We start from the raw sequence: 13,826 nt of genomic DNA, 5'->3' as shown, positions 1-13,826 counted from the left end.
CTTTGTCTCTGGGCAACAACCGCATGAGATCAACGGAAGGGTAATCACATGGCGAAAGTCGCATTTCTCGGGCTTGGGGTCATGGGCTATCCCATGGCGGGACATCTGCAGGCGGCGGGCCACCAAGTCACCGTCTATAACCGCACCACTGCCAAGGCCGAGGCCTGGGTGGCCCAGCATGGCGGCGCGATGAGAAAGACACCGGCAGAGGCGGCCCAAGGCGCCGATTTCGTGATGGCCTGCGTTGGCAATGACGACGATCTGCGCGGCGTGTGCACCGGTACGGAGGGCGCCTTTGCCGCGATGAAATCCGGCGCGATCTTTGTCGATCACACCACCGTCTCGGCCAAGGTCACACGCGCGCTTTGCGAGGCGGGCAAGGCGCTTGGACTTGCCTTTGTCGACGCGCCGATCTCGGGCGGTCAGGCCGGGGCGGAAAACGGTGCGCTGTCGATCATGTGTGGTGGCGATGAGGGCGCGTATGCGCAGGCAGAACCGGTGATGCAGGTCTATTCCAAAATCTGCCGCCGCATCGGCGACAGCGGTGCGGGCCAGATGACCAAGATGTGCAACCAGATCGCCATTGCCGGGCTTGTGCAGGGTCTCAGCGAAGCGCTGCATTTCGCCGAGAAAGCCGGGCTCGACGGGCGCGCTGTGGTCGAGGTGATCAGCCAGGGGGCCGCCGGAAGCTGGCAGATGTCGAACCGGTATGAAACCATGCTGGATGATCATTTCGAGCACGGGTTTGCGGTCGACTGGATGCGCAAGGATCTGGGCATCTGCCTGGACACCGCCGATGATACCGGGGCCAGCCTGCCGGTCACGGCTCTGGTCGATCAATTCTACAAGGATGTGCAGAAACTGGGCGGCGGGCGCTGGGACACCTCCTCGCTGATCAAACGGTTGCGCGCAATGGGCTGACGGATCGGGGGCGCTGCCGCCGTCGCGTGCGCGCGACTCCACCGGGATATTTTGGCCAGATGAAAAACGGATCACCGCGCTTGGCGAAAGAGGCAAGATGCAGCATTGGATGAACGCGCTGAACCGGCATTGGGGCATTGCCGCCGAGCTTAAACGCCTCGACGGGGAATATGACCTGAACTTTCTGGCCGAGAGCGCCAACGGGTCGCGCTATCTGCTGAAAGTGATGCGTGCAGGCTGCGGTGCGGAACTGGTCGAGATGCAGATTGCAGCGCTCGATCATATTGGCGCAGCGGCACCGGGGCTGCCTGTTGCAAAGGCCGTGGCGGCGCTGGAGGGTTCCAAGCTTGTCGAGGTTGCGGATGCGGATGGGGTGACCCGGCTGGTCTGGCTGCAGGAAGGCCTGACCGGCGACTGTTATGCCCGCGTATGTCCACATTCCGAAGACCTGATCCTGAAGCTCGGCAGGGTTCTGGGGGCCACCGACCGGGCGCTGGACGGGTTCGGGCATCCCGCGTTGTCACGCGACTTCAAATGGGATCTGACGGCGGCTCGCTGGATCGAGGGCGAGCTGGATGTCATTCGGGACGATACCCGGCGGGCGCTGATCAATGGCATCGCAGATGAATTTGCGGCGATTGAGGACCGGCTGAATGCCTTGCCGAAACAGGCGATTCACAATGATGCCAATGACTACAATATTCTGGTCGAGGGCGATCTGGGCCGTCACGGCATCTCGGGGTTGATCGATTTCGGGGATATGTGCGCCGCGCCCAAGGTCTGCGAACTTGCGATTGCCGGGGCGTATGTGGTGCTGGACCACCCCACGCCCGCGCGCGCGCTGGCGGCACTGGTGCGCGGCTATCACGCAGTGAACCGGCTTTCACCCGAAGAGATTGGCCTGATCTGGCCGCTCTTGCGGATGCGGCTGGCGGTGTCGGTGGTCAATTCGGCGCTGATGGCGCTGGATCATCCGGATGATCCTTATGTAACGATCAGCCAGCGCCCCGCGTGGCGGTTTCTGGAGCGTGGCGCACAGGGTGACGGGCTGATGACCGCCCGCCTGCGGGCGGCCTGTGGCCTGCCGGTGACCGAGGGTGCAGAACGCGTCCGCACCTATATCGATGCGCATCGCGGCGCGCTTCCGGCGCTGATCGGTGAGGACCTGAGCGAAGCGCCGATTGGGGATCTGTCGGTCGAGCGGTCCACCTGGCCACGCGATCCGTTTCACATGCCGGTCGAGGATGCGGCGAGAATTGGCGCGGTGGTGCCGGATGCACCGGTCTGGCTTGGCCACTACAGTGAGCCGCGACTGATCTATACCGAACCGGGTTTTTGCGCCGGGCCGTGGCGAGCGTCGGACCGTCGGACCGTGCATCTGGGCGTCGATGTCTTAGCGCCTGCTGGGACGTTGCTGCACGCACCGCTCAGCGGTCGGGTCGAGGCGGTCGAGAACCGCAGCGATCCGCTCGATTACGGCGGGGTGGTGATCCTGCATCATGAAACGCCTCAGGGCGATGCGTTTTATACGCTTTTCGGCCATGTGGACCCCGAGGTCTGCGACCGGCTGAAACCGGGTGATCCGGTGGCGCAGGGCTCGGCTTTTTGCCGGTTGGGCACGCCTGAGCAGAATGGTGGCTGGGCGCCGCACGCGCATTTTCAACTGGCGCTGATGGCCGATGGCATGGCGCCGGACTGGCCCGGTGTGGCGGACCCCGACGATCTTGCGTTCTGGGCGGAGATTTGCCCGAACCCGGCAGCGCTGCTGAACTTGCCGGACGAAAAAATCGCCTATCTGCCGACATCCAGACAAGAGGTTTTGCAGGATCGGCTGGCGCATTTCGGTGGCAATCTGCGGCTGACCTATGACGAACCGGTCATGCTGGTACGCGGCTGGCGGCATCATCTGTTTGACGAATGGGGCCGCCCCTTTCTGGACGCCTATAACAACGTGCCCCATGTGGGTCATGCGCATCCGCGTATCCAGGCTATTGCCACCGATCAGCTGGGCCGGGTGAACACCAACACACGTTACCTGCACCCGGCGCAAACGGCGTTTGCCAACAAGCTGCAATCGAAACTGCCTGATCCTCTGCAGGTCTGCTTTTTCGTCAATTCCGGCAGCGAGGCCAATGAGTTGGCACTCAGACTGGCCCGCGCCCATAGCGGCGCGAAGGGCATTGTGACGCCGGATCACGGCTATCACGGCAACACCACCGGCGCGATCGACATCTCGGCCTACAAGTTCAACGCGCCGGGTGGCACCGGACCAAGCGACTGGGTCGAACTGGTCGAAGTGGCAGATGACTATCGCGGCCGGTTCCGGCGCGATGATCCCGAGCGCGCCCGCAAATTCGCCAATCTGGTTGATCCGACCATTGCCGCGCTGCAGGCCAAAGGGCACGGGCTGGCCGGGTTCATTGCCGAAACCTTCCCCTCGGTCGGCGGGCAGATCATCCCGCCCGCAGGCTATCTGCCCGCGGTTTATGACAAGGTGCGCGCCGCCGGTGGGGTCTGTATCGCCGATGAGGTGCAGACCGGATTGGGCCGGTTGGGCGAACATTATTTCGGGTTCGAACAGCAGGGCGCGGTGCCCGATATTGTGGTGCTGGGCAAACCCATCGGCAACGGCCATCCGATCGGGGTGGTCGTCACCACCCGCGCCATTGCTGACAGTTTCGCACAGGGGCCGGAATTCTTCTCGACCTTTGGTGGCTCGACCCTGTCCTGCCGGGTCGGCAAGGAGGTTCTGGACATCGTCGACGACGAAGGCCTTCAGGACAACGCCCAGCGCATGGGGGCGCGGTTGATCGACGGATTACGCCAGATCGAGCGCGATTTCACCTGCGTTGGTGACGTGCGCGGTCTGGGGCTGTTTCTGGGGGTCGAACTGGTGAACCCGGACCGCTCGGAAGCCACCGAGATCTGCGCCTATGTCAAGAATCGGATGCGCGATCACCGTATCCTGATCGGCAGCGAGGGACCCAAGGACAACATCCTGAAAATCCGCCCGCCCCTGACCATCGAGGCAGAGGATGTGGACATGATCCTGGTCACCCTGCGGGGTATTCTGGGTGAGGTGGGCGACTATGCCCCGCCCGCCACATGTGACCACACCCACCATCACGGCGGGTGCGGATGTTGTTAATGTAACACGCGATCGCGGGGGTTGACCGGGCCGGACAAGGTCTTGAGCGCCAGACCGAACTCTTCGGACAAGGCCGCCAGCGCCGGGGCGAAATCGGGCCGCACGATCAGGGTGGCCAGCATCATCGCATCCTCGCGCCCGCCATCAGCGGCGGCACCGATCATCTGGGCAAAGAAATTCTCATCGGCCCCCAGACAATCGCACCCCAACGAATGACGCATGAGCGGCCTGCGCCCGTGCTGGGCGCAGAGGCTGCAGATCCGCTCGAGTGTCTCCAATGCACGCGAGCCTGCATCGACCTCGCGCATCAGGCTCAGATCGCTGGGTTGCGCGTCGCGGTCACTGCTTCCCCATAGCCGGAGGAACAGCACCGCCCCCGCCTCGACAGGGGCAAGATCGTCGACGCGCCCGACGACCTCTCCGCCACGGTGACGCGCGCTCATTTTGTCAGGATCAATTTGCCGGCGCGGGTGATGCGCAACGTATAGAGCTGATCGCCCAGCTCGATCTGCGCAAGATTGCCGCCCTTGGTCAAATCTTCGGCCTTGTGCGTGGGCAGCATGCGGACAGGGTAAGCCTGTGTGGGGGTCGGGTTCGGGGCGTTCATGGGGGACTCTCCGTGACATTTGCAAGGTGTGGAGGGCGCACCGGCATCGGTCGAAGAGGTCAACTTGGTTTTCATGTCCGACTCCGGCGCTCCAGTAAGGGTCTGAATATGTCTGGCTGGCTCGGACTCGGCGAGGATGGCTGACAGTCTCACCTTTAATCTGAGTAAATCACTAAGGTTTGTCAAGCGCTGGTTCTGCCGCAGTATTTTACGTCACGGAACGGCGCCCGCGCGAATGCAGTTGCAACGCGGCCCGCCCCCTGTCACCCATGCAGTGAAACATGGGAGAGCAGCGATGAAACCGGCGATCGTCTTTGATCTGGATGGCACCCTGATCGACAGCGTGCCCGATCTGGCGGCGGCGGTGAACCTGACGCTGACCGCGCGTGGCCTGCCGGAACTGGACCTGACCACGATCATCGGTTTTGTCGGCAATGGCCTGCCCAAACTGGTCGAGCGGGTGATGACCCATGGCGGAGTCGACATGGGCCTGCATAGCAAACTGACCCGGATCACGCTGGACAATTACATGCGCGCGCCCACCGCGCGAACGGTGCTCTATGCAGGTGTGCGGGACATGTTGGAGGCTTTCACGACCAGCGGCAATGCGCTGGGTATCTGCACCAACAAGCCCGAAGCCGCGGCGCGCCAGGTGCTGGACGCGCTCGATCTGTCGCGGTTCTTTGCGGTTGTGGTCGGCGGCGACACACTGGCGCAACGCAAACCCGACCCTGCCCCCTTGCTGCACGTGTTCGAACAATTGGGCGCAGGCCCGCGTTTCTATGTGGGCGACAGCGAGGTCGACGCGGAAACGGCACAGCGCGCGGGGGTTCCGTTTGCCCTCTTTACCGAAGGCTATCGCAAAAGCCCCGTTGCCTCCCTGCCCCACCAACTGGCCTATGCCGATAGCGGCACCCTGCCAGCTCTGATCGCGGATGCCCTGACCGACCCGGCCACCCGCTGACTGCCCCCTTTCGTTCCGGCAAAATGCCACTAGCATGACGTCGGCAACCACGGAGGCGCGCAATGGCCAAGGCAAAGAACATCCTGTTCATCATGTTCGACCAGCTGCGCTGGGATTACCTGAGCTGCTACGGCCACCCGCACCTGCACACGCCCCATATCGACGGTCTGGCCAAACGCGGGGTCCGTTTCACCCGCGCCTACATCCAGTCGCCCATCTGTGGCTCGTCGCGGATGTCGACCTATACCGGGCGCTATGTGCAGTCCCATGGGGCCTCGAATAATGGCATCCCGCTGAAAGTGGGTGAGTTGACCATCGGCGACCATCTGCGCAAGGCGGGGATGCAAAGCTGGCTGGTGGGCAAGACCCATATGCGCGCCGATGCCGAGGGGATGGCCCGGCTGGGCCTGGCCCACGACAGCCTGATCGGCGCGCGGGTGGCGGAATGCGGCTTTGACATCTTCGAGCGTGACGACGGCATGCGACCCGAGGGGCCGGACGGGCTGTATGATCCGGACGGGGCCAGGGCCTATAACGACTACCTGCGCGGCAAGGGCTATGACAGCGACAATCCGTGGCATGATTTTGCAAACTCGGCGCTGGATGGTGATGGCAATGTCCTGTCCGGCTGGTTCCTCAAACACGCGCCCCACCCGGCAAATATCGACGAAGCTGACAGCGAAACGCCCTATCTGACGACACGCGGCATGGAGTTCATGGAAAGCCATGACGGCCCGTGGTGCTGCCACCTGTCCTATATCAAGCCGCACTGGCCCTATATCGTGCCCGAGCCCTATGCCTCGATGTACGGGCCGGAACACATCCTGCCGGTCAACCGCTGTGATGTCGAACGGCAGCGGGCGCATCCGGTGCTGAAGGCCTTCATGGACACCAAGGTCGGGCAGGCCTTTTCGCAGGACCATGTGCGCGAGGCGGTGATTCCCGCCTATATGGGGCTGATCAAACAGGCCGACGACCAGATCGGCCGCCTGCTCGACTGGATGGAGGATACCGGGCGGATGCAGGACACGATGATCGTAATCACCTCGGATCACGGCGATTTTCTGGGCGATCACTGGCTTGGGGAAAAGACGTTCTTTCAGGATGCCTCGACCAAAGTGCCGCTGATTGTCTACGATCCTGCGCCAGAGGCCGATACCACGCGGGGTACCACCTGCAATGCGCTGGTCGAAAGCATCGACCTCGCTCCGACCTTTGTCGACGCAGCGGGCGGAGAGGTTGCCGATCACATCCTTGAAGGTGAAAGCCTGCTGCCGATCCTGCGCGGTCAGCGTAGCGATACGTTCCGCGCCCATGCGATATGCGAATACGACTACTCCACCTCACCGATTGCCGAACAACTGGGCGTTGAAACCCGCGACGCGGTGATGTTCATGATCGCCAGCAAGAAATGGAAGCTGATCCATTGCGAAGGCGGCTTCCGGCCCCTGCTCTTCGATCTTGAGAACGATCCGCAGGAATTGGATGACCTGGGCGTCAGCGCTGCGCATGAGGCAGTGATCGAGGAGCTCTATGACCACCTTTTTGCCTGGGCGCGCCGCCCCTCGCAACGTACCACACGGTCGCTGCGCCAGTTGGAAGAGATGCGCATGAAGTCGGGCAAGCGTGGCATCGTGCTGGGCGTTTATGACGAGAATGACGCGCCGCCGGAGCTGACGGCGAAATACCGGGGCCGCAAGGCGCGCGACTGGCGGCAACGGTAACATTCCATTGCCGGGGTCCAGCGGCAATTCAAACAAATAAGCCACCCGGCAAGGCGGGTGGCTGCGGTGAATACGCTGCTGGCTTGATTCAGATCTGGCTGGCGGGCGGGGCGTGCTGTCTGGCTACCTTTGACAGGTCGCTGGATGGCGTGCTGCGGGCGAGCGCCTGAGGCTGGCTGGCTCTGTATTCTGTACTTTTACTAGGCGGCCCATGAGCGATTGTAAAGAGGGAAAATCATTATAAATCATATAGTTGACAAGTTTCATCAGGTACTGTTCCCCGGTTATTTCAGCCACATCCGGCCCGCTGAAAAACCGGCGGTTTTGCCGTATTGACCGGATTTGGCGCATTGCTGCCATGTCTTTGCCATCTGTATCCCTTACGTCGGGCGCATGACGGAACTCAGCGAACTCAGGCCCAAAAGAAAATCAGTCAAGCGCCGGATGCGCCGGGAAAAGCGCGCCGCCGCAACACGGGCCAAGGCGCTGTCCCCGACACGCATCGCGACCTTGCTTGCCGCCCTGCCGCTGTTGATGTGCAGCACCGCGATCGGTGTCTATATCCGCACCAGTCCCTATCCGGCCGAACAAGCCCTGCAACATCTGGTCGCGATGGCTGGCTGCGAGGCGGCTGCCAAGGTCGGCGTATTTGAAGTGCGCGAAGGAATGCCCGGCTATCACCTGCGCAATGATCCCGACGGGAACGGCGTCGCCTGCGAGACGCGGACGATTGCCGCCATTCCGGCGCAGTCGGTCGAGACCGTGCAGGCGTCGCGCGACACGGCCCCAAATGCGGGCAATACCGACAGGCGGCAGATCGGCAACTCCAAATTCATCAAGCCCTGAGCGCTACAGTCTCAGAAGCGGTTCGAAATGATACATGTTTTCGAACCGACAAAATTCAACCGGGCCAATCTCGACCCGCCGCAGAGCGTCACCATGATCGGCAAAGAGTTGGTCCGAAAGCGCAACGACGTCTTGCCCGGCCTGCGGATCAAGCCATTGCACCTGATAGGCCAGCGTGATGTGGAACCCATAGCTGTCGTGATTGGCTCGGCGCAGCTGCAACCGCTCTGCCAGTTGATCGCGGCACTCGCGCAACTGCCGCTCATGCTCGGCGTCGGCACCGCTTACCGGGCAGGTATAGCCGCCGACCACTCCGTTGACGTCGATCTCGAAGCGCTGCGGCAGATGGAAGTCCTGCAGCCGCGCGCGCCAGTCCGCCTCGACCTGAGCTATGGGCGCGTCCGATGGCAGGTATTCGGGCCAGTGCACGCCATCGCGGCGATAGTCGATGACCCCATCGAAGAGGGTCATGTGAAAGCTGTCGGGCGGCAGGAAGGCAAAGGCGTGGGCATGCGGCCCCGTCCGCAGCGCCGCGGCGATCCGGCCCAGAGCGGCATGCGCGGCAGAGCCCCGGTCGATATGGCACAGCGTCGTCAGGCCCGGCGTGACGCGCACCCGGCCCGCATCGTCGAACTTGTCGACACTCCACGCCGGGCGCGGGCCGGATACGTCGGTCGGGGAAAGCTTGGCTGGGCTCATCGGGATATCCTGTTCGGGGTGTCATGCCACATTGCGTAACGGATGTTACCTGTCCGTGACACAGCCATCAGCGCATGTCTTGCCTCGGCAATGCTTCAAGACAATAGTGCATCGGAGACGGTAACGCAGGCACCCAGGAGCAAACCATGGCCCAGACATCGGACGTGATCGTGGTAGGCGGCGGGCTTGCAGGCCTCGTCGCCGCGACCGAGGCCGCCGAGGCCGGGCGCCGCGTGCTTGTATTGGATCAAGAGAGCGAGGCCAATCTGGGCGGTCAGGCGTTCTGGAGCCTTGGCGGGCTGTTCATGGTCGACACCCCCGAACAGCGGCGACTAGGCATTCGGGACAGCTTTGATCTGGCCTGGCAGGACTGGCAGGGCACCGCCGGGTTCGACCGGGACGAGGATCATTGGCCACAACAATGGGCGCGCGCGTATGTCGAGTTTGCCGCCAGCGAGAAACGCGACTGGTTGCGCGCCATGGGGCACCGGATTTTTCCGATCGTCGGCTGGGCCGAACGCGGTGGGGTCGATGCCTCGTCGCAGGGCAATTCGGTGCCCCGGTTCCATATCACCTGGGGCACCGGGCCCGGCACGGTCGAGGTGTTCGAGACCCGCGCACGGGCGATGGAAGCTGAGGGCAAAGTCACCTTCAAGTTCCGCCATCAGGTGGATCACCTGATCATCGAGAACGGGGCTTGCGTGGGCGTGACGGGCTCGGTGCTTGCCCCTGATGACAAGCCGCGCGGGCAGGAATCAAACCGCGAAGTGGTTGGTGATTTCGAATTGCGCGCCCCCGCCGTGATCGTCTGTTCCGGCGGCATCGGCGGCAATCTGGATCTGGTACGGCAAAGCTGGCCCGAGCGGCTGGGCACCCCACCCGCGCATATGATCAAGGGCGTGCCAGCCCATGTGGACGGGCGCATGATCAGCATCTCGGAACGGGCGGGGGCCAACACGATCAACAAGGACCGCATGTGGCATTACGTCGAAGGCGTGCGCAACTGGGACCCGATCTGGCCTGATCACGCGATCCGCATCCTGCCGGGACCGTCCTCGATGTGGTTCGACGCAACCGGCAAGCGCATGGTCGCGCCGAACTATCCCGGCTATGACAGCCTCGGCGCGCTCGAGGCGATCACGAAGACCGGGCATGATTATACCTGGTTCATCCTGACCCAAAGCATCATCAAGAAAGAGTTCGCGCTGTCAGGCTCCGAGCAGAACCCCGACCTGACGGGACGCGACTGGAAACAGGTGCTGGGCCGCGCCTTTGGCCCGAAAGCGACCGGCCCGGTCGAGGCGTTCAAGGAACATGGCGCGGATTTCGTGGTGGCCGACACGCTGTCGGAACTGGTCGCAAAGATGAATGGTGTCGCTGGCAATGATCTGCTGAAACTGGACGATATCCAGCGCCAGATCGAAGACCGCGACCGGCAGATGGACAACAAATTTTCCAAGGATCAGCAGATCATGGGGATCCGCACTTTCCGCAACTATATCGGCGACAGGCTGATCCGCTCCGCCAAGCCGCATAAAATCCTCGACCCCTCCAAAGGGCCGCTGATCGGGGTCAAACTGCACTTGCTGACCCGCAAAACGCTGGGCGGGCTGGAAACCGATCTGGGCGGGCGCTGTTTCCGACAGGCAGACGGGCGCGGGGCCGAGATGCTGCCGGGGCTGTACGCGGCGGGTGAAGTCTCGGGCTTTGGCGGCGGCGGTTATCACGGCTATCGCAGCCTCGAGGGGACTTTCCTGGGCGGCTGCATCTTCTCGGGCCGCCAGGCAGGCCGCGCCGCTTCCGCCGATATCGGATAGCAGGAAAATCTCCCTGAACCTCGCCGCTCAGGCAACGCGCGATCTTGCGGCACCCTGGCAAGCCGGGGCCGATTGTTCGCACACACACATCCTCTGTGCCCTGGGTTGGCTGAATTATGGCTGTTCCGCGACAGCCGCGCACTTATGTTGGGAACCGGATCATAACGGAGTGCCCCATGCCCGACCTTTCCTCTTTCCCGATTACCCGCAAATGGCCACCGCAGAACTCCGATATTCTGCAACTCTATTCCTTTCCTACGCCCAACGGCGTCAAGGCCTCGATCATGCTGGAAGAGATCGGGCTGCCCTATGAGGCCCACAAGGTCACGCTGGCCGATGCGGATGTCAAAAGCCCCGAGTTCCTGTCGCTGAACCCGAATAACAAGATCCCCGCAATCATCGACCCACACGGCCCGGATGGTGCGCCGCTGCAACTGTTCGAAAGCGGCGCGATCCTGCTCTATCTGGGCGAGAAGACCGGCAAGCTGATCGGCAAGACCGCAACCGAAAAAGCGCATATCACCCAATGGCTGATGTTCCAGATGGGCGGCATCGGGCCGATGTTCGGGCAGCTTGGCTATTTCCACAAATTCGCAGGCGCCGAGATCGAGGACCCGCGCCCGCGCAACCGCTACATCGCCGAGGCGATGCGCCTGCTGGCGGTGGTGGACGGCCAACTGGCGGATCGCGACTGGATCGCGGGCGAGTATTCCATCGCCGACATCGCCATCGCGCCCTGGCTGCGGGGGCTGGAATTCTACGGCGCGCAGGACGTTGTCGGCTGGCACGCCAACAAGAATGTCGTGGCCTATCTCGACCGCTTCCTTGAACGCCCAGCCGTGCAGAAAGGGCTGGTCACGCCGCCGCGCGACTGATCTCGGCCTTGATCCGGTCGGCGATCTTTTCGGCGATCATGATGGTGGGTGCGTTGGTGTTGCCGCCGATCAGGCGCGGCATCACCGAGGCATCGACCACCCGCAGCCCCTCGCAGCCATGCAGGCGGGCCTGCGGGTCGACCACGGCCATGTCATCCGTGCCCATCTTGCAGGTGCCGACCGGGTGATAGATCGTGTCGGCGCGGGCGCGGATATCGGACTCGATCGCGGCATCCGTTCCGTCATGCGGATACAATCGCTTGTCACGCCACGGATCAAGCGGCGGGGCAGACAGCAGCGCATCCGTCCGTTTCGCCCCCGCAATCAGCAGATCCAGATCGCGTCGGTCACTGAGGAAGCCCGGGTCGATGCGCGGCGCCGCCTTGGGGTCGGTCGAAAGCAGACCGACATGACCCCGGCTTTCGGGACGCAGCACGCAGACATGGCAGGAGAAACCGTGATGCAGGTGAATCTTGCGCATGTGATCATCCACAATCCCCACAACAAAATGCAGTTGCAGATCGGGACGACCGACATCCGGGGTCGATTTGAAAAACGCACCACCCTCGGCAAAAGGCGAGGCGAACATGCCGCCGCCATCCTTGCGCCAGCGCAGCCCAGCACGGGCGAGATCATACAAGCCACGCGGGTTCAGCCCCAGAACGTCATGGCGTTTTGAGCGATAGCCGATGATATAGTCCAGATGATCCTGCAGGTTCCGCCCCACACCGGGGCTTTCCAGAACCGGCGCGATCCCATGCGCGGCCAGTTCGTCACGCGGCCCGACGCCCGAGAGCAGCAGCAATTGCGGCGAGCCAAAGGCCCCGGCAGACAGGATGACCTCGCGCTTGGCCTCGGCCACGGCAACCTGACCGCGCCTCGCATATTCCACGCCGGTTGCACGGGTCCCGTCAAAGCGGATGCGACGGGCCGTGGCCCGGGTGATCACGGTGAGGTTGGGTCGGCTCAACGCCGGGTGCACGTAGGCCGCCGCCGCCGAGCAGCGCTCTCCGCGCTTTTGCCCGTCATGAAATTGTGTGACCTGGTAGAGGCCCGCCCCCTCCTGATCGGGTCCGTTGAAGTCCTCTGTCTCGCGAATCTGAACCTGCGTCGCGGCCTCGACAAAGGCGCGGGTGATCGCGCGCGGCTCCGACTGGTTGGCGACCTGCAGCGGGCCATTATCCCCATGCAGCGCGTCTCCGCCCCGCTGATTGCGCTCGGCTTTCTGGAAATAGGGCAGGACGCTCTGCCAGTCCCAGCCCTCACAGCCAAGATCAGCCCATTCATCGTAGTCACCGGGATGGCCGCGGATATAGAGCATCGCATTGATCGCCGAGGACCCACCCAAAGTGCGCCCGCGCGGCTGGAACCCGCGCCGACCGTTCAGTTCTGGCTGCGGTTCGGTCTGGAAGGCCCAGTTGTTGATCTTGGGTCGCCCCGAGATCATCGCGGCAACCATGGCAGGCGCGCGGATCACGAAATCCTTGCCGTTGCCGCCCGCTTCCAGCAGACACACCGACACTGTCGGGTCCTCGCTGAGCCGGGCCGCCATCACGCAGCCCGCCGAGCCGCCCCCCACAATCACGTAATCATATGCCATGTGCTGCTCCTCCTGAGTGAGAACGCTAACAGCGGGGGCGACCGCTGACACCGGTCCGCGAAAGTGACGTTACGCCACTTAGCCCGGCAGTTTGCCGGTCAGCACATAGCGCAGGATTTCAACCACTTGCACAGGCTCCTCGGCAACAGCCAGCGCGGCGGCGTGAACTTCTTTCAGCGGATGTTGGTGTTCGGGCTGGCTGAGGATGATGAGAGACTTGCCCAGCGCCGCAGCATAGCCCGCATCAAAGGCCGCGTTCCACTGTTTGTATTTCTCGCCAAAGCGCACCACAACCACATCCGCACCGACGATGCCTTTGCGTGTCCGGATGGCATTCACCATCGCGCCCTTGTGATCGTGCCAGTATTTGTTCGGCTCCTCGCCCAGAATCGCCACCCCGCAATCATCCGAGGCGGCATGATCGGTCACCGGGCTTTCGAAATGCACGTCCAGCCCATAGGCCCCTTCGATGATCTGCTCGCGCCAATCAGTGTGAATCTCACCCGAAAGATAGACCGTCAGACTCATGGCTTGCTCCTTTGTCCGTTGCGCCGACACGTGGCGGACTGCTTTTTGTTTGAACACACTAGGCTGTGTTGACAAAAAGGATTCACACTGGCGCTCC

Annotated in this window: 12 protein-coding genes; 7 read left to right on the top strand and 5 right to left on the bottom strand. The window is 62.8% G+C overall.

Translation table 11 applies throughout. The features are described 5' to 3' along the window. The first annotated feature begins 48 nt into the window (after window positions 1–48). Window positions 49–921: an NAD(P)-dependent oxidoreductase gene (locus M3P21_RS18215; protein WP_249712295.1), complete on the top strand. Its 873-nt coding sequence runs from the start codon at window positions 49–51 to the stop codon at window positions 919–921. 97 nt (window positions 922–1,018) lie between these two features. Continuing rightward, on the top strand, window positions 1,019–4,069 hold the full coding sequence (locus tag M3P21_RS18210) for an aminotransferase class III-fold pyridoxal phosphate-dependent enzyme (RefSeq protein WP_249712293.1): 3,051 nt from the start codon (window positions 1,019–1,021) through the stop codon (window positions 4,067–4,069). On the opposite strand, the gene M3P21_RS18205 is transcribed toward M3P21_RS18210, so the two are convergent. Next, entirely contained in the window at window positions 4,066–4,512 is a 447-nt protein-coding gene (locus M3P21_RS18205; protein WP_249712292.1) for a hypothetical protein, read from the bottom strand. The two genes, M3P21_RS18210 and M3P21_RS18205, sit on opposite strands and share 4 nt — an antisense overlap. Further along, window positions 4,509–4,676 (bottom strand): hemin uptake protein HemP, encoded by a 168-nt coding sequence (hemP, locus tag M3P21_RS18200; protein ID WP_249712289.1) that lies wholly within the window; start codon window positions 4,674–4,676, stop codon window positions 4,509–4,511. The genes M3P21_RS18205 and hemP overlap by 4 nt, the downstream gene beginning before the upstream one ends. A 295-nt stretch (window positions 4,677–4,971) precedes the next feature. On the opposite strand from hemP, the gene gph reads away from it, so the two are divergent. The 3 genes from gph (at window position 4,972) to M3P21_RS18185 (ending at window position 8,210) form a co-directional block, all read left to right on the top strand. Continuing rightward, a complete protein-coding gene (gph, locus tag M3P21_RS18195; RefSeq protein WP_249712287.1) occupies window positions 4,972–5,640 on the top strand; it encodes a phosphoglycolate phosphatase in 669 nt (222 codons plus the stop codon). Between the two features lie 62 nt (window positions 5,641–5,702). Then, window positions 5,703–7,364, top strand: a complete 1,662-nt coding sequence (locus tag M3P21_RS18190) for a sulfatase-like hydrolase/transferase (RefSeq protein ID WP_249712285.1) — start codon at window positions 5,703–5,705, stop codon at window positions 7,362–7,364. Between the two features lie 393 nt (window positions 7,365–7,757). After that, window positions 7,758–8,210 carry an excalibur calcium-binding domain-containing protein gene (locus M3P21_RS18185; RefSeq protein WP_249712283.1) on the top strand — a complete coding sequence of 151 codons (453 nt, stop codon included), beginning with the start codon at window positions 7,758–7,760 and terminating at the stop codon, window positions 8,208–8,210. Between the two features lie 3 nt (window positions 8,211–8,213). On the opposite strand, the gene M3P21_RS18180 is transcribed toward M3P21_RS18185, so the two are convergent. Then, a complete protein-coding gene (locus M3P21_RS18180) occupies window positions 8,214–8,909 on the bottom strand; it encodes a DUF1868 domain-containing protein (RefSeq protein ID WP_249712281.1) in 696 nt (231 codons plus the stop codon). A gap of 146 nt (window positions 8,910–9,055) precedes the next feature. Between M3P21_RS18180 and M3P21_RS18175 the strand changes: the two genes are divergently transcribed. Both M3P21_RS18175 and M3P21_RS18170 read left to right on the top strand, forming a co-directional pair. After that, the gene (locus M3P21_RS18175; RefSeq protein WP_249712280.1) at window positions 9,056–10,726 is read left to right on the top strand and encodes an FAD-binding dehydrogenase; all 1,671 of its coding nucleotides are present in this window, start codon (window positions 9,056–9,058) and stop codon (window positions 10,724–10,726) included. 176 nt (window positions 10,727–10,902) lie between these two features. Beyond that, window positions 10,903–11,601, top strand: a complete 699-nt coding sequence (locus M3P21_RS18170) for a glutathione S-transferase family protein (RefSeq protein WP_249712278.1) — start codon at window positions 10,903–10,905, stop codon at window positions 11,599–11,601. On the opposite strand, the gene M3P21_RS18165 is transcribed toward M3P21_RS18170, so the two are convergent. After that, complete coding sequence (locus M3P21_RS18165) at window positions 11,582–13,201, bottom strand: GMC family oxidoreductase (RefSeq protein ID WP_249712276.1); 1,620 nt, start codon at window positions 13,199–13,201, stop codon at window positions 11,582–11,584. The genes M3P21_RS18170 and M3P21_RS18165 overlap by 20 nt on opposite strands. Before the next feature lie 78 nt (window positions 13,202–13,279). Beyond that, window positions 13,280–13,729 (bottom strand): YtoQ family protein, encoded by a 450-nt coding sequence (locus tag M3P21_RS18160; protein WP_249712274.1) that lies wholly within the window; start codon window positions 13,727–13,729, stop codon window positions 13,280–13,282. Window positions 13,730–13,826: the final 97 nt, after the last annotated feature.

Origin of the sequence: Ruegeria spongiae (assembly GCF_023502395.1) — a bacterium.
GTDB classification, from domain to species: Bacteria; Pseudomonadota; Alphaproteobacteria; order Rhodobacterales; family Rhodobacteraceae; genus Ruegeria_C; species Ruegeria_C spongiae.
The sequence above is the reverse complement of the archived record's forward strand: the minus strand, read 5'-3'. Positions and strand labels throughout refer to the sequence as shown.